The organism is Gibbsiella dentisursi (assembly GCF_039539505.1).
Taxonomy (GTDB): Bacteria; Pseudomonadota; Gammaproteobacteria; order Enterobacterales; family Enterobacteriaceae; genus Gibbsiella; species Gibbsiella quercinecans.
In genome coordinates this window covers 1,266,175-1,282,839 of sequence record NZ_BAABDG010000002.1, presented here as the reverse complement: position 1 = coordinate 1,282,839, position 16,665 = coordinate 1,266,175, and the positions used below count along the sequence as shown (strand labels likewise).

Genomic DNA, 16,665 nt, shown 5'->3' with positions numbered 1-16,665 from the left:
TTAACGGGTTTCCTGATGGGGACGTAACGCAGCGACCAGGCGATCGCCGATAAATTGAATCAGTTGGATAGTGGCAATCAGCACCACAATGGTGGCGATCATGATGTGGTTATCGAAACGCTGATAGCCGTAGACCACGGCCAGATAGCCGATGCCGCCTGCGCCGATGGTGCCGGCGATCGCCGAGTACTCAATCATCGAAATCACATTCAACGTGATGGCGGCGACAATCGCCGGCAGGGCCTCGCTCAATTGGGCATGCACGATGATCTGCCAGTGGGAGCCACCGGACACCAGCCCCACCGCGGTGACATCCGCAGGCAGCTCACGCAGGGCGTTTTCCACCAGCCGGCCAAAAAACGGCACGCCGGCGACAATCATCGGGATCACCGCCGCCGGGATGCCGATGGTGGTGCCGGTCAGCCAGTAGGTGAACGGAATGATCGCCGCCATCAGCACCAGAAACGGCAGCGAGCGGCCCATGTTCACCAGCCAGCTTAGCGTGCGGTGCAGCGCCGGCCTGGGGAACAAGCCGCGCGGGGCAGTGTTGAACAGCACCACCCCCACCAGCCCGCCGAGTGTCACCACAAACAGCATAACGATGCCCACCATCAACCAGGTTTCCCCGTAGGCGGGCAGCAACAAATGGTGAATCTGGTTCCAGGGCGTGTCCTGGCTCAGTACGCTATCGTCAACGCTTTTCATACCGCCTCCTGCAGCGCCGCCGACTGTTGCAACACCGTGGTAATCACCCCAAGCCGCAGCAGCGCCGCACGCAGTTCATCCAGCGCCGGCTGGCCCGCGCCATAGCGCACGGCGATCTCCAACCGCCCGGCCAGTTGGCCGCCCACCATCTCCACGTGGCCGCCGAGCAGATCGATGTGCAAGTTGAATTGCTGGCTGATGCGGCTTATCCAGTCGGTGGCCGCCGCCTGCTCGGCGGAATAGGTCACCTGCAGACGCAGCGCATCCGCTACCGGCAGCGCCTGCAGCGGGAACAGTTGGCTGCCCAACAATGAATCCGGCGAAGCCAAAAGCTCGCGCACCGGCCCCTGCTGCACAATGGTGCCGTTGCGGATCTCCGCCACCGCATCGGCGGCGTTGCGCACCGCATCCATTTCATGGGTGATCAGGATAATCGACAGGCCGTACTCGTCACGCAGTTGCTTAAGCAGGTTCAGAATGGCCGCCGTGGCTTCAGGATCCAGCCCCGAGGTTGCCTCATCGGCCAACAGTACCGAAGGCCGCAGCGCCAGCGCCCGCGCGATGCCCACCCGTTGGCGTTGCCCGCCGGAAAGCTGCGCTGGGTAGAAATTGGCTTTATCCGCCAGCCCCACCGCCGCCAGCAGCGTCTTGACGCGTTTGTCGATATCACGCGGCACCACGCCAAGATATGCCAGCGGCAGAGCGATGTTCTGCCAGGCCGTTTTGCGTTGCAGCAGCGCCGAAGACTGGAATACCGTGCCGATCGCCCGCCGCTCGCGGCGCAACGCTTCCCCCGACAGGCGCGACAGATCCTGGCCGTTAACCCGGATACTGCCAGCGCTGGGCTTTTCCAACAGGCTGATGCACTTGGCCAGCGTTGATTTGCCGGCGCCGCTGGGGCCGACCACCGCCGTAATGGAGCCCGCCGGCACCTGCAGCGAGATGCCCTTTAGTACCGGGATCTGCTCACCATTCGGGGCGCGGTAGTGCTTATGTAAATCGTCAATTTCGATCATCGGCCCCTCACTTGCCGGCAACGGCGGCCAGAGGGGATTCCGCCTGCGCCCAACGGTAGCCGGCCCCCGGATGCGGCAATGCCAGGCGTGGCCCCTGGTGGAACAATTTTTCGCGCAGCGTGCCGGGGGCATAGTCCTGCTTGAATACGCCGCGCTTTTGCAGCTCAGGGATCAACAGTTCCACCACATCGGTAAAGGTTTCGTGGGTGACCGCATAGGCCAGGTTAAAGCCGTCGACGTCGGTTTCCTCTACCCATGCCTGCAACTCATCGGCGACCGTCTGCGCGCTGCCCACCAGCAGCGGGCCAAAACCACCGATCCCTACCCAGTCGGCCAGCGCTTCCACCGTCCATTGGCGATCGGGATCGGCCGTGGAGAAGGTTTCCACCGCCGACTGAATGGCGTTGGTGTGCAAATGCTTCAGCACCTGATTCGGCTGGTATTGGCCAAAATCGATGCCGGTCCAGCCGGAAACCAGCGCCAGCGCGCCTTCATAACTGACGTATGACTTGTACTCCTGCCACTTGGCCTGCGCCTGGCGATCGGTTTCACCCACGATCACCGTCTGCAGGTTGAAGATCAGGACGCTGCGTGGATCGCGCCCGGCCTCGGCGGTGCGGCGGCGAATGTCCGCCACGGTCTTTTTCAGCAACACCTTCGACGGTGACGCGACGAATACGCACTCGGCATGCTCGGCGGCAAATTGCTTGCCGCGGCTGGAGGCGCCGGCCTGATACAGCACCGGCGTGCGCTGCGGCGAAGGCTCGCACAGGTGAATGCCCGGCACCTGGAAAAACTGCCCTTGATGGTTGATCGGGTGCACTTTGGCCGGATCGCTGAAAATCCCCCGCTCGCGATCGCGCAGGATCGCCCCGTCTTCCCAACTGCCTTCCAGCAGCTTGTAAATCACTTGCAGATATTCATCGGCGTAGTCATAGCGCGCATCGTGGTCGGCCTGCGCCTGCTGGCCGATATTGCGCGCGCCGCTCTCCAGATAGGAGGTGACAATGTTCCAGCCAACGCGCCCTTTGGTCAGATGGTCCAGCGTCGACAGGCGGCGGGCGAACGGATACGGGTGCTCAAAAGACAGCGAGGCGGTCAACCCAAAGCCCAAATGTTCGGTGACCAGCGCCATCGGCGTTACCAGCGCCAGCGGATCGTTAACCGGCACCTGCGTTGCCTGGCGAATGGCGGCATCGCCGTTGCCATCCAACACATCGTAGATCCCCAACACGTCGGCGATGAACAGCCCGTCGAATTTGCCGCGTTCCAGCAAGCGCGCCAGATCGGTCCAGTACTCCAAATCTTTATACTGCCAGGAGCGATCGCGCGGGTGCGCCCATAGCCCCGGCGATTGGTGTCCAACACAGTTCATATCAAATGCATTCAGACGAATTTCACGTTGCGATGACATAGCGCTCTCCAATGCGATGGCGCGCCGGAACCAAGCCCGGCGGCTTATCACACTTATCTCGTTATCTATTGGGGTATGGGGGCGGGCGGAACCGTGCAGGCAAAGCCCGGCCTAATCCGTATTCAGCATCAAAGGGGGACATCGCGCCGCGGCGGGGGATGCGGCCAACACCGTGGCCAATAGCTGGCCGGCGACGGCCTGTGCGTGATCGGCCACCTGCGGCAGGCCCATCAGTTCGCCAAAACGCCCGCGTGCGGCAGGCCCCACCACCCGCAGGCGCGGGTTGGCGTTACCGTCGGCGCCCAGCGCCGCCGAATCGGCGTTCACCAGAATGCCCAGCCCGAGCGAATCGGCCTGTAGCGCACCGCTGGCGGCCAGTTGCTGCAACAGCGGCTGACTCTCCAGCAACCCGGCATGCGCCGGGCCGGTCGTGACGATCAGCCGATCCACCGTGACGGCTTCCTGCGTGCCGTCACGCCGCGCCAAGCGCAGCGCCAGGGTATCGCCCTGGCTCTCGACCGCCTGCAAACGGGCGGCGATCACCCGTAACTCACCGCGCTGGCTTTTTTCATCCAGTACCTGGTGCACCTGGGGGGCGATACGGTAGCGGTGTACATCCCACCAACTGCGCAAATGGCGCAGGAAGCGCCGCTGTTCGGCCTGCGGCAACTGCTGCCACAGCCGTTGACCATTGGCGCGAACATCGTCCAACACCGCTTGCCAGGGCACCTGCTGGCGCGCGGCTGCTGCCACGGCCTGGCGCACGCGGCCCAGCCAGTAGCGCAACGAGCCGGGGTTGTCTCTTTCATAGTCCAGCGGCCAAGGGGCATACTCGCCGGTGACGTTCGGCCGCGGCAATAACCCACGGCGTGAGAACGCCAGCAGCGGCCCGCGGTGCCCCTGGGCATGCAGCGTGGCCACGGCGTCCGCCATGGTCAGCCCGGTGCCCATGATCGCCACGCGTTCCATTGCCCCCACCTGCGCGAAAGCGCCGGCCTGCCAGGGGTTGGCGATCAGCGCCGGGTGCCGGGCCAGTTCGCCGGTCAATAAACCCGGCAGCGCCGGCGGCGGATGGCTCACCGCCAGCGCCACCGCATCGGCGCGCAAACGGGCGCCATTGGCGGTCGTTACCACGCCGTCCACCAACGCCACAGCGCGATCGCGCACATGCCGTAGCTGCGCCGGGCCATGCTGCGCGGCTTCGGCAAACCTGGTGGCGATATAGCGGCCAAACGCGCCGCGTTGTGGGTACACCTGCCCGTCAATCCATTGCGCGGCGCGATCTTGCTCAAACTCGGGCTGCCGGCGATACCAGCGGTCAAAATCCCCCGCCTCATCGCCAGACAATTGCATCCGCACGGCCGGCACATTGATGCGGTGCGCCGGTTCGGTGGTGGAATAAGCCACCCCCTGCGCCAGTTGCGCGCGCGGCTCAATCACCGTAACCCGCAACGGCGCGCTGGCCTGGCGCGCCAAATGGATCGCCAGCGCGGTGCCGCTAAAGCCGCCGCCGATGATCACCACATGCGGGATCTGTGGTTCAGCCATGGGTCAACTCCGGCGTTTGCTGCTGCTCCAGCTCGCGCACCAGCGGGATGATTTCCCGGCCGAAATACTCCACCTCTTCCTGGAAGTGCAGGAAGCCAAGCAGCATCAGATCCACACCGGCCTGTTTATAGGCGATAATGCGTTCGGCAATCTGCTGCGGGGTGCCGATCAGGTTGGTTTTAAAGCCGTCGTTGTATTGCACCAGGTCTTCGAACGTAGATTGCGCCCAGTTGCCCTGTTTCTCCGGTGACGCATTGCCGGCGTTCTGCACTTCGTGGTGGAAGCCTTTTACCGCCTCCGGATCGGCCTGTTGCAGAATATCCTGCAACACCGCTTTGGCCTGCTGTTCACTGTCGCGGGCAATCACAAAGCCGTTAACGCCGATCCGCACCCGGTGCTGGTTGGCCGCCGCCTTGTGCTGAATATCCGCTACCTGTTCGCGGATGCCTTCCACCGTATTGCCGTTGGTGAAGTACCAATCGGAAACGCGCGCCGCCATATCGCGGGCCGCGCGGGAACTGCCGCCCTGGAAGATCTCCGGCAGCGGATCGAGCGGTTTGGGCTTTAACGAATAGTCGCGGAAACGGTAAAAATCGCCGGCGAAGGTAAAGCTCGGCTCACGCCAGATCCCCTGCAGGCAGCGGATAAACTCTTCAGAACGCAGATAGCGCTCTTCGTGGTCCAGCCACGGCTCGCCCACCGCCTTGAACTCCCCGCGGAACCAACCGCTGACGATGTTCACCGCGATGCGCGCATCCGAAAGGTGGCTGATGGTGGCGATCTGTTTAGCCGCAAGCGTCGGGTTCCACGGGCCAGGCAACAGTGCGGCGATCACTTTCAGGCGCTCGGTGGCCGCGAGCAAATCCTGGGAAAACGATACCGACTCATGCTGGTTGTCTGCGCCATAGCCCGCCGTAAAGCGGATCTGCGTCAGGGCATAATCAAAGCCGGCGCGTTCGGCAATCTGCGCCAGCTTGCGGTTGTAATGCTGATCCCAATGGGTGCGTTGGGGGATTTTGCTGACTACCAGCCCGCCGGATACGTTGGGAACCCAGTAGGCAAATTGAATCGGTTGGCGTGCTTGTTGTGACGTCATGGTGACCTCCGGTTGCTGTTGGATTTAGCTGGCGCTAGCCGCTTTGCCTGGGCGACGATCGCCGCCGATGGTTTCGCCAAACGGGCCGGTATTCACCGTATTGGCGCCGTAGCCTGCCGGGTGCGCCAGCGGCAACAGCGGCATCACCAGTTCGGCAAAGCGATGGGCTTCTTCCAGATGCGGGTAGCCGGAGAAGATAAAGTTAGTGATACCGAGCGCCTGGTATTCGCGAATGCGTTCGGCCACCTGCTGTGGGTTGCCAACCAGCGCGGTGCCGGCGCCGCCGCGCACCAGCCCAACGCCGGCCCATAGGTTTGGCCCAATGCGCAGGGCGTCGCGCGAACCGCCGTGCAGCGCGCTCATGCGTTGCTGGCCGGTGGAATCCATGCGGGAGAAAATCTTCTGCGCGGCGGCGATAGTGTCATCGTCCAGGTGGGCGATCAGTCGATCGGCCGCCGCCCAGGCCTCCTCTTCGGTTTCACGCACAATCACGTGCAGGCGAATACCGTAATCCAGGCGGCGCCCGGCCTGTTCGGCACGCTGACGCACCACCGCCAGTTTTTCCGCCACCAGATCCACCGGTTCCCCCCAGGTGAGATAGGTGTCAATCTGTTGCGCCGCGATATCAATGGCCTCTGGCGACGAGCCGCCGAAATAGAGCGGCGGCCCATTTTCCTGCACCGGCGGGAACAGCACTTCGGCGCCTTCCACATGAATATGCTCGCCGATGAAATCGACCTTTTCACCCGCCAACAGGCGCTGGTACACCTGCAGGAATTCCTGGGTGACGGCATAACGCTCGGCATGGCTAAGGAAAATGCCGTCGCCCTTGTTTTCCACCGGATCGCCGCCGGTGACCACATTGATCAGCAAGCGCCCTTCCGACAGGCGATCCAACGTGGCCGCCATGCGCGCGGCCAGGCTTGGCGGCTGCAACCCAGGGCGCACCGCCACCAGGAAACGCAGGCGCCGGGTCAACGGCGCCAGCGCTGCCGCCACTAACCAGGAATCCTCACAGCTTTTGCCGGTGGGGATCAGCACACCGTAATAGCCCAGGTTGTCGGCGGCCAGCGCCACCTGTTGCAAATAAGCCAAATCAACCGGCCGGCCCCCTTTCGCGGTGCCCAGATAGCGGCCATCGCCATGGGTGGGCAAAAACCAGAAGACGTTGATATTTTCCTGTTTGGCGTCACTCATTATGCGTTTCCTATATAACTATTATCATTTTTTATCTATAGAAAGATATCGTTTGGTTATAAACCTGTTAGCAGAATGCGTGCCAATGTGCGGAAAGGTTAAATACATTAATTATCAATTAATTAGATAAATACGTGTTGAGTAAAACTGCTGCAAATGCAACAGTTGCTGTGGGCGCATCGTTGCAAATGCAACACAGCGGCGCCTGGGCCCTATCGTCACCCTGCCGCCGCCACGCTAAGATAGCGGCGTTTGCCACGCCACTGGGAAGACCGGAGTACCCCCATGCATAATCCACAGCCTTACGCTTCTGACAGCCCGATCCTGATTGACCCGGCCTCCATCGCGTTCCAGAGCGTGCTGGACCGCCTGGCGCCCACGGACGCCACGGTGCTGATCATCGGCGAAACCGGCACCGGTAAAGAAGTGGTGGCGCGCTATCTGCACCATAACAGCCCACGGCGGCACCAACCTTTCCTGGCGGTGAACTGCGGCGCGCTGACCGAAAGCCTGGCGGAAGCTGAACTGTTCGGCCATGAAAAAGGCGCCTTTACCGGCGCCACACAAACCCACCAGGGTTGGTTCGAAGCGGCCGAAGGGGGCACGCTGTTGCTTGATGAGATCGGCGAATTGAGCCTGCAATTGCAGGTGAAACTGCTGCGCGTGCTGCAGGAGCGGGAAATTACCCGCGTCGGCTCACGCAAGGCGATCAAGGTGGACGTTCGGGTGATCGCCGCCACCCATGTCGATCTGGCCAACGCGATCCGTGAGCGCCAGTTCCGCGAAGATCTCTACTACCGGCTCAACGTGGCGGCTGTGACGCTGCCGCCGCTGCGCCAGCGGCGGGATGACATCCCGGTGTTGGCCAACCACTTCCTTTCGCTGTATGCACGGCGCCTGGGGCGCCCACAGTTGAAGCTGGCGCCGGAAACACTGCAGGCCTTGCTGGATTATCACTGGCCCGGCAATGTGCGCGAACTGGAAAACACGCTGCACAACGCGGTGCTATTGAGCAAAGAGCCGTTGATTCGCCCGCAGCAACTGCGGCTGACGCAAAACCTGCAGGAAGGCGGCGCCTTTGGCGATGACGCGCTGGAAACCTTTTTGCGCCAGCAGTTACAGGCCAATACGCCGCAGCTGTACCAGCGGGTTATCGATTCGTTGGTGCGCAGCGCCTTTGAAGCCAGCGCCGGTAACCAGATGCAGGCGGCCGCCCTGCTCGGCATTAGCCGCAACACCCTGCGCACCCATTTGGCGCATCAGGGGCTGATTAAGGGCCGGCGGCGTGAAGCGCAGGCCATCAGCCGGCAGCCGGGTGCACAGGCCACAGCGCTGGAACGGGAGATCCGCATTGGTTACCAGAAGTTCGGCAATCTGGGCATCCTCAAGGCGCGGCAAAGCCTGGAGCAACAGTTCGCCAATCAGAAAATCAGCATTTTGTGGAGCGAGTTCCCCGCCGGGCCGCAGTTGCTGCACGCGTTGAACAACGATGAAATTGATTTTGGCACCACCGGCGAGGTGCCGCCGCTGTTTGCCCAGGCGCAGAGCAACACCATGGTGTATGTGGCCTATGAACCGCCGGCGCCACAAAGCGTGGCGATGGTGGTGACCAACGACAGCCCGATCCACAGCGCGGCCGATCTGCTCGGCAAACGTATTGCAGTGAACAAAGGATCGAACGTCCACTACCTGCTGCTGCAAATACTTGATGAGCATGGGCTAAACAGCAGTGATGTGCGCATTGTCTATGCGCCGCCCAAATATCCGCTGGCCGCCACCGACCATCTGGCGGTCGATGCCTGGATGATGTGGGATCCGCTGCTTAGCGATGCCCAGCGCTCCGGCACCATGCGCGTGATCGCCGACGGCAGCCAGCGCGTGCTGAACCAACAGTTTTATCTGGCGCGGCGCGACTTTGCGCAGCATAGCGGCGATCTGCTGCGGCAGATTATCGAGGCGCTGCAAAGCACCGGGCGATACATCGCCGCGCAGCCCGAAGAGGCGGCGCGTTATCTCTCCAGCGAATTGGGATTGCCGCCGGCGTCACTGGCGCAGGCGCTGGCACGCCGCAACCATGAAACCCGGGGTATGGATTGGCAAGTGATCCGTGAACAGCAGGTCATCGCCGATCGTTTTTATGCGCTCGGCCTGCTGCCGAGGGCGATTAACGTGCGTGAGGCCGTGTGGCAGTTGTAGCGAATGCCGTGCCGCTACGCCATGCCATAGTGCACCACCAGTTGGCCCTTCTTCATTTTTACCGCACTGATGTGCACGCCCACCAGTTCCGCCAGCGAGCGGACGTGGGTACCGCCGCAGCTATAGGCCGGCAGGTCACCAAAACCCACCTGCCGTATCCCCTGTTCCAGCACCTGTACGCGTGATAAATCGGCGGCAATCAGGCCCGCCAGCGACGCCTGCAAGAAATCAGCCCCGACGGTTTGCGCCGCGGCGCCAGGTGCGAACGTAATACGCCCTTCTCCCGGCCAGTGATGCGCCTTGACCGGCCGCCAGCCGCGGCTCTCCCCCAGCCAGCCAATCAAATGACCGGCCGAGTGCCAGCGGCTGTGCAGAAGGCGCGTTGCTCCGTCCACCTGCATTTCAACCAGCCCCAGCGGCAGCGGTTCGGCCAGCAGATGTACTACCTCATCCCCACACGAGCTAACGTGCAGCACTGTTTTTCCGCCAAGTATGCCGGCATCTGCGCGTTGCCCGCCGCCCTGCGGGTGGAACAAGGTGGCGGCCAATACCACGGCGTAACGGCCATCTTCGGTTGCGTCGCAAGCCAGCACTTGCGCCTGCCGCTGTAGATCATCGCTGGCGTAATAGAGCCGTTCAGTCTTCATGTTTTTCTCCTGTTTACCCGTACGGCACCCATTATATTCATGTCATAATCAGGTGATAATCCGCCATCATCACAATGGACTTTTGCATCGTGCGCACAAATAACGCCTATTCATTGCTGGCTGAAATGGCCGTTTTCGTTCAGGTGGTAGAAAGCGGCAGCTTCTCCGCCACCGCCCGCCGCTTAGGCATGACGCCATCAGCCGTAAGCCGCAGCGTTGCCCGGCTGGAGCAGGCGCTGGCGATGCGATTATTGCATCGCACCACGCGCAAGCTGCGCCTGAGTGAACAGGGTGAAGAGGCGTTTGTGCGTTGCCGCCAGATGCTGGATGCGGCCGAGGCGGTTATCGGGCTGAGCGGCCAAAACGGCGCCGAACCCGAAGGAGTAGTCAGCGTCAGCGTGCCAAAGGCGGTGGGCTATCGGGTGTTGCACCCGTACATGCCGGAGTTCCTGCGCCGTTACCCGAAGGTGGACGTGCGGTTGCGGCTGGAGGATCGGTATATGGATCTGATTGATGACCGGGTGGATCTGGCGCTGCGCATCACCGATCGGCCGTCCCCGGGCCTGATTGGCCGCCAGTTGATGACCATTGATCACCTGCTGTGCGCCACCCCACACTATCTGGCGCACCACGGCACGCCAGAACACCCGCGTGATTTGGCGCAGCACAGTTGCATTTATCTGGGGGAAACGCCGGACGATGCGCGCTGGAGATTTCGCCGCAGCGGCAAAACGGTGGCCGTCAACGTGCGCGGCCGCTATGCCGCCAACCATACCGGCGTACGGCTGGACGCCGTGAAACAACATATTGGCATCGGCAGCTTGCCCTATTTCACCGTACGCCAGGCGTTGGCAAGCGGTGAAGTGATCCAGGTGCTGCCGCAGTGGGATTTCCTCAGCAGCTATCACGGCGGGCTATGGCTGCTGTATGCGCCAACTCAGCATCTGCCGCCTAAGCTACGGGTGTTTATCGATTATATCGTTGCCTGCCTGGCAAAAGAGCCCCGGCTCAAAGCGCCTTGCGCAACGTAATGTTGATGCGGTGCGGCCCCACCAGGGAATGGTAGCCTTCCTTGATCGGCTGAATGCCATGAAAGTTCAGCCGCGAAGGCCCGCCCCATACCACCACATCGCCGTGCGCCAACGGGATACGTTGCGCTCTGTCGCTGCGCTGCAGGCCGCCGAATAAAAACACCGCCGGCAGCCCGAGCGACACAGAAACGATCGGCGCATTGAAATCGCGCTCGTCCTTATCCTGATGCAACGACAATTTGCTGCCCGGATCGTAGCGGTTCATCAGGCAGGAATCCGGCACATAATGGCCAAACCCGGCCTGCAACGCGGCTTCATCCGCCAGCGCCATCAGGATGGCCGGGATCGGCGGCCACTGTTTGCCGCTACGGGAATCTCGCTCTGAATAGCGGTAGCCGCGGCTGTCACTGCTCCAGCCGTTGCCGCACCAGCTCATCGCCACCGACATGGTATAGCCGCCCGGCGTGGTCATATGGCGCCACGGCACCTGCGCCACCACGCTGTGCACCGCCGCCAGCAGTTCGGGGCCGTGTTCGCGCACAAAGCCGTGCAGCACCACGGCGCCGGGAGCAATCTCTTCGCGCCACGGCGGCGGCAAGGCATCTTCAAAAAGATCGATGGTCATCATCAACACCTGTTTATTTAAACAGTGGTTATTGTAGCCATCGTTCACGGTTTGTCCAGTCATGAGCAAACAACCGTGTTATCTATTGATTTATAAATGAATAAATGTAGTTACGTTGTCACTATTAATAAAAAAATGCCCGGCGAAGCGCCGCCCGGCACGGCAGTGCGCGGTCAGCGTCTCCAGCAGCTCAAGCTCAAAGCGCTGCCCGGCGCAATCGAGCGCCACCAGCCGGGCGGCGTGGAAATCAAAATAGCGGCGCACCTGCGGGTATAGCGCTTTGAACAGGCTTTCCTTGGCGGAAAACACCAGCGTCAGCAGCGCATTGAAAGCCATGGGCTGCTCACCAAGCCAGGCATACTCCGCGCCCCCAACGATGCCTTCCCACAGCGCTTCGGCCCGTTCGGGCGCCAGCAGCGTTTCCACATCCAGCCCCACGCCGCCTAACCCCGGCTCGTGATGCGCGGCGCACAACACGGTATCGCTATTGTGGCTCAACGCCCCGGCGACGCCGGGCGGCCAGATCGGCGCCCGATCGTCGCCGCGCGCCACAATGACCCCATCGTGCCCCAGCGCCGCCAGCACCTGGCGCGCCAGGTGGCGCCCGGCCAGAAATTCGGCGCGGCGCTTTGGCACCGCCGGGGTTAAATGTTCGGGAAACGGGATCGCCGCAGCGCTAAACAAGGCATCCTGATAACGGTGAAGCTCAAAACGGCAGCGGCCGATGCGCCCCGGGTAGCCGCCGATGGCAAGCCATTCAATAGGTGTCAGAAATTCAGAGAGCACGTAACGTCCAATATGGGTTGGCGGTTGGCAATCAGGAAAGTGTATAGGATTGGCCGGCCTTGTCGCCAGCGCGGAAATGTTCACCCAACGCGGCCTTCCCTGGCCGCAGGCTGATTACAGCCGTTCACGCATCAATTTTTCAAAATCCTGCCACGGGCAAAAACCGTTTTGATCCGCCGGGCAGCCTTCAATCGCCAGCGTAACGCGTTGTGGCGGGTTGGCCAGCGTCAGCACATCCGTATTGCGCAACTGCTCGGTGGAGGGGTAAACGTATTCCACCTTCAGCCAGTCCTGCCCTTTTTCAGCGTCATGCCAGCGCTGAAATACCACTTTGCCGCCGATCGGGGTTTTCTCGTACTGCTGTGGCAATTGATAAGGTTTGAACTTCAACGCCGACAGCAGCGAAGCGATGTTGGAATCATGGCCGACCAATACGGTCAGTTTAGCGCTGGCTGCGCCAGGCTCCACCAGCGCCTGATTGATGTAGCGCAGTAGCGGCTTAGCCACGTTTTGCGCCACCACCGCCGGCGTGAAGAGCACGTCCTGATAGCCTTCCTTCAACTGGGTTAATTGCTGCCACTGCTGCGGGGTGGTGATCTTGCCCCAGGCCACATCCTGTAACGGAAACCCCTGATAATACTGCAGCATAAAGGCATCCACCAGCGAGTTACCCACCCGCAACGGCCCGGCGACGCCCGGCTCTTTGCCCGGCACTGCGCTCATCACGTTATCGCCTTTCGCCAGATCGCATTGTTTATCCGTTTTGCAGGCGGCGGAATCGCGGTAGTGGATCAGTTCGGCCAACTGTTGGTAAGCCGGGGTGAGCTGCAACGCCGCCAGCCGGGTATGCATGGCAGCCAGCGCCTGGCGATTAAATTCCGGGCTGCTATCGGTGATGATCGGGTTGAAGACCGGATCCATCTCCCCCAACGGTTCGCGGTGATGAACGGCCACGTCACAACCAGGGAAGGCGCCGTTAGTGAAAAACTGCGCGGTGGCAACCGTGCGTTGCAGGCTGTTGGCATAGACATAAACGCTGCCCTTATCCGGGCACCCCTGCTGGGGCAGCAAGCCGGCCTGCTGCAGCCAGGCGTTGAAGTAGTGCCCCATGTACACTTCCAACACCCCGCCTTTGGTGGTCAGAAAGCCGCCCGGCGTTTCCCATTGCGGCCAGGCGAGCGGCGTGGCCTGCGCCAGCACGCTGCCGTTATTGGCCAACGGCGCCCGCAGGTTGTGCCGGCTCACGACCAGCACCTGCTGCAACTGGTAGCCATTGGGGGCCGCCAGCACCGTGCCGCTGAACAGTAACGGCAAACACAACGATAAAACTTTCGCTCTCATACCCTTATCTCCTTGAATCGGGTGACATCACAGGTTAACGCATATCGTTTTGGGGAATAGCCTACTATGGCAAGAAATCACGAAGGAAAAGTGACAGGGTTCACTTTATCGGAATGAGAAACGGCCCGGAACCGGGCCGCTGAATCAGGATTAATACCACAGGCTAATAATCGGCCAGCCCACCAGCAGCAACGCCGCGATATAGACCACGCCGAGAATACCGCCCAGGCGCCAATAGTCTTTCGACTTCACGTAGCCGCAGCCATAGATGATCACCCCCGGCCCGGTGGCATACGGCGTGAGCACGCCCATGATGCCGATCGACAGCACCAACAGAATGGCAAGCTGTTCCATCGGCACGCCGGGCAGCCCTTTCCCCACGGCCAGGATCACCGGCAGCAAGGTGGCGGTGTGCGCCGACAGGCTGGCGAACAGGTAGTGCGCGAAGTAAAACACCAGCACCAACGCCGCCACGGTCATTTTGGGTGAAAAACCATCCAGGTGCGTGCTCATGGTGCCGGCGAACCAATCGATAAAGCCAGAACGCGTCAGGCCGTTGGCCATCACCACCAGCGTTGCCAGGTTCACCAGGGTATTCCAGGCGCTGGAGTATTTGGTGATGTCCTTCCAGGAAACCACGTGCAGCGCCAGCATTAACGACACCGCCAACAGGCAGACGGTGGTGGCATCCAGCACCGAGCCGCCAAACACCCACAGGCACAGGCTAAGCAGCACCAGGCCGATCAAGGTGCGTTCTTTGGTGCTTAGGGCGCCCATTTCACTCAACGCCACCTTGGCCCAGGCGGCCACTTCGCTGCTGTGGGTTACGCCCGGTTTATACAGGTAATAAGAGAGCAACGGCGCGACAATCAACAGCAACAGGCCCACCGGCAGAAAGGCCAGGAACCATTGCATCCAACTGATATGAATGCCGGCTATCTTGCTGACAAACTCGATGCCCAACACGTTGGGCGCGGCGCCGGTGACAAACATCGAAGAACTGATACTGGTGCCCACGATCATCATCCACATCAAATAGCCACCGATACGGCGGGCGGAAGGATCGTTCGGGAAGGAATCGAACAGCGGCGGCAGGTTTTTCACCACCGGGAACACGGTGCCGCCGGTGCGCGCGGTGTTGGACGGCGTAAACGGCGCCAGCAGGATATCGATAATCACCACGGCGTAGCCGAGCGTCAGGGTGCGCTTGCCCATAAACTTCACCAGAAATAGCGCAATCCGCCGCCCCAGCCCGGTGGCCTCGTAGCCCAGCGCGAAGATGAACGCCCCGAACACTAACCAAACGGTGGTGCTGGAAAAACCGGCCAGCCCCCATTTGAGCGCTTCTTTGCCAGAGTTAAAACTGGGGTTGGCCAATTCATTGGCGCCGAACAAGACCCAGTCGGCGCTGAGCACGCTGACGGTGACGGCGATAAAACTGATCGCTGTCGCCGGGATCGGCTCCAGGATCATGCCGACAATCATGGCGACGAAAATAGCAAAATAATGCCAGGCTTGCGGCGGCATCCCGTCGGGCACAGGGATCAATAACAGGATGGCGAGCACCGCAAGCGGCGCAATCGCTTTCCAGATCTTTTCTTGAACTTCAGACATGGGTACTCTCCTAAAAACTACGTTATTATTCTTTTGTTTCCAACCGCGGCAGTTGCGCCAGCAGCCAAGTCATTATCAGTAGATCGGCGCTGCCGCCGGGGCTGAGGTTGCGTGCGATGCAGGCCGCATCAAACTGCCGGAGCCGTTCCATCCCGTGCGCGGCGCCGGCGCCCCCTTGTGCCAGCAAATCAGCGGCGTAATCTTGCAGCCAGCGCAGCGCCGCTACCCCACCGCGTGCGGCGACGTTGGTATCGCCGTTATGCGCCATCAGCCACAGCAGGCTGTCTAACAGCGCGATCTGCTCGCCGCAGCCACTGCGGAGCCGTTGATGAAAAAGCGGCAACGCGCCGTTAATCACCAGCGGAAACCCCGCTTCCGCTTCACCGCGCGCGCCGCTCATACCGTGGGCGCTAAACAGCCGTTGCCCAGCGGTTTTCCCACGGTTGTTGCACTGGAGTTCACGCGCCACCAGCCCACTGCACATCGCCGCCACTTCGCCGCCCAGGGTTTGGGCGCTGATGGGCCGCTGTTGCTGCTGCAAACGGCCAAAGGCACTGCACAGCAGCCCCAGTGAAAACACGCTGCCTTTATGGGTATTGATGCCGCCGGTAGCGCGAAACATGTGGCTTTCGCATGCCATGCCCAGCGGGCGAATGCGGGCCAGCAGCGCCGTGGCCGGCAGTGCGGCATCTTCGCGCCCCTGGTTGATGAAACGCGGCAGCCAGATGCCGATCGCCCTGGCGCTGCGGTAGAAATGGCCGATAGCCATATCACGGTGTGCGCCGTTGTTGGCACGGTCCACCAGCCCGGGTTTGGGCGTGAGGTTGACTTCAACCAGCAGCGCCCGAAAGGCGGCGCGGGCAAACGGGTTGGCAGGGGGCGGCTGGTAACGCGGCCGGCTAGCGGGTTGCAAGCGCATCATTAAGTAACCTCTCCATTTCAGCCAGCAGTTCATCCGTACTGTGCGAGCGCTGGCGGGCGCACAGCTTGGCCGGTTGAGCGCACAGCAGGCAGCGCCGCGCCGGCAGGCCGATATCGGCCCGCGACAAGATCGTCCCCTCTGGGGTTAACACGTCGATATCCCACAGGCGGCCGATCGGCTGCCGCACCTCCAACTGCATGGCGCAATCCTTGACCCGCAACGCATCGGCGTTGATCGCCAGGTAGCCCTCGCAGCCGGTGGGCAGCGCCAGGGTTTCCGCCTGCGGGCATAGCCAGTCTTGCTGTCGGCACAGCTGCAACAGCGCCTGCCAGCCCAGATTGAATATGCGCCGCGACAATGGGTTATCTTTCACCGCGCCGGGCATGACCAGCGTCAGCACCAGCAGTGTGGTGTGATGGCGAGCCAACCATGCCTGCTGCCGAGCCTGCCGGCATTCACGGCTGGTAAGCAGTTCCGGTAGCAAAACGGCTCGGTTGGCCGCCAATTCTGGCGCGACGGCGTGCATG

15 protein-coding genes are annotated in these 16,665 nt (G+C 61.6%); 2 read left to right on the top strand and 13 right to left on the bottom strand.

Annotation, left to right across the window (positions count from 1 at the left end):
• From ABFX35_RS06220 to ssuD, 6 genes are all read right to left on the bottom strand, one after another.
• Positions 1-705 (bottom strand): methionine ABC transporter permease, encoded by a 705-nt coding sequence (locus ABFX35_RS06220; protein WP_279022455.1) that lies wholly within the window; start codon positions 703-705, stop codon positions 1-3.
• The gene (locus tag ABFX35_RS06215; protein WP_346079869.1) at positions 702-1,721 is read right to left on the bottom strand and encodes a methionine ABC transporter ATP-binding protein; all 1,020 of its coding nucleotides are present in this window, start codon (positions 1,719-1,721) and stop codon (positions 702-704) included. The genes ABFX35_RS06220 and ABFX35_RS06215 overlap by 4 nt, the downstream gene beginning before the upstream one ends.
• A 7-nt stretch (positions 1,722-1,728) precedes the next feature.
• Positions 1,729-3,135 carry an LLM class flavin-dependent oxidoreductase gene (locus ABFX35_RS06210; RefSeq protein ID WP_346079867.1) on the bottom strand — a complete coding sequence of 469 codons (1,407 nt, stop codon included), beginning with the start codon at positions 3,133-3,135 and terminating at the stop codon, positions 1,729-1,731.
• A 111-nt stretch (positions 3,136-3,246) separates the two neighbouring features.
• Complete coding sequence (locus tag ABFX35_RS06205; RefSeq protein ID WP_346079865.1) at positions 3,247-4,683, bottom strand: FAD/NAD(P)-binding protein; 1,437 nt, start codon at positions 4,681-4,683, stop codon at positions 3,247-3,249.
• Entirely contained in the window at positions 4,676-5,779 is a 1,104-nt protein-coding gene (gene sfnG, locus ABFX35_RS06200; RefSeq protein ID WP_279022461.1) for a dimethylsulfone monooxygenase SfnG, read from the bottom strand. The genes ABFX35_RS06205 and sfnG overlap by 8 nt, the downstream gene beginning before the upstream one ends.
• 24 nt (positions 5,780-5,803) lie before the next feature.
• A complete protein-coding gene (ssuD, locus tag ABFX35_RS06195; protein ID WP_346079863.1) occupies positions 5,804-6,976 on the bottom strand; it encodes an FMNH2-dependent alkanesulfonate monooxygenase in 1,173 nt (390 codons plus the stop codon).
• A gap of 285 nt (positions 6,977-7,261) precedes the next feature.
• On the opposite strand from ssuD, the gene ABFX35_RS06190 reads away from it, so the two are divergent.
• On the top strand, positions 7,262-9,172 hold the full coding sequence (locus tag ABFX35_RS06190) for an aliphatic sulfonate ABC transporter substrate-binding protein (protein WP_279022463.1): 1,911 nt from the start codon (positions 7,262-7,264) through the stop codon (positions 9,170-9,172).
• 14 nt (positions 9,173-9,186) lie between these two features.
• On the opposite strand, the gene ABFX35_RS06185 is transcribed toward ABFX35_RS06190, so the two are convergent.
• Positions 9,187-9,819, bottom strand: a complete 633-nt coding sequence (locus tag ABFX35_RS06185; protein ID WP_346079861.1) for an alanyl-tRNA editing protein — start codon at positions 9,817-9,819, stop codon at positions 9,187-9,189.
• Positions 9,820-9,893: 74 nt separating this feature from the next.
• Between ABFX35_RS06185 and ABFX35_RS06180 the strand changes: the two genes are divergently transcribed.
• Positions 9,894-10,850 carry a LysR family transcriptional regulator gene (locus tag ABFX35_RS06180; RefSeq protein ID WP_346079859.1) on the top strand — a complete coding sequence of 319 codons (957 nt, stop codon included), beginning with the start codon at positions 9,894-9,896 and terminating at the stop codon, positions 10,848-10,850.
• Here the strand turns inward: ABFX35_RS06180 and alkB are convergent.
• From alkB to citX, 6 genes are all read right to left on the bottom strand, one after another.
• Positions 10,828-11,475 carry a DNA oxidative demethylase AlkB gene (alkB, locus tag ABFX35_RS06175; RefSeq protein ID WP_279022575.1) on the bottom strand — a complete coding sequence of 216 codons (648 nt, stop codon included), beginning with the start codon at positions 11,473-11,475 and terminating at the stop codon, positions 10,828-10,830. The two genes, ABFX35_RS06180 and alkB, sit on opposite strands and share 23 nt — an antisense overlap.
• 90 nt (positions 11,476-11,565) lie before the next feature.
• Entirely contained in the window at positions 11,566-12,261 is a 696-nt protein-coding gene (locus ABFX35_RS06170; RefSeq protein ID WP_279022467.1) for a 4'-phosphopantetheinyl transferase family protein, read from the bottom strand.
• A 114-nt stretch (positions 12,262-12,375) separates the two neighbouring features.
• Positions 12,376-13,602: a bifunctional glucose-1-phosphatase/inositol phosphatase gene (gene agp, locus ABFX35_RS06165; protein WP_279022468.1), complete on the bottom strand. Its 1,227-nt coding sequence runs from the start codon at positions 13,600-13,602 to the stop codon at positions 12,376-12,378.
• 150 nt (positions 13,603-13,752) lie between these two features.
• Positions 13,753-15,216 carry an anion permease gene (locus tag ABFX35_RS06160; protein ID WP_279022469.1) on the bottom strand — a complete coding sequence of 488 codons (1,464 nt, stop codon included), beginning with the start codon at positions 15,214-15,216 and terminating at the stop codon, positions 13,753-13,755.
• A 25-nt stretch (positions 15,217-15,241) separates the two neighbouring features.
• On the bottom strand, positions 15,242-16,138 hold the full coding sequence (gene citG / locus ABFX35_RS06155) for a triphosphoribosyl-dephospho-CoA synthase CitG (protein ID WP_346079856.1): 897 nt from the start codon (positions 16,136-16,138) through the stop codon (positions 15,242-15,244).
• Entirely contained in the window at positions 16,116-16,664 is a 549-nt protein-coding gene (gene citX / locus ABFX35_RS06150) for a citrate lyase holo-[acyl-carrier protein] synthase (protein WP_346079854.1), read from the bottom strand. The genes citG and citX overlap by 23 nt, the downstream gene beginning before the upstream one ends.
• Position 16,665: the final 1 nt, after the last annotated feature.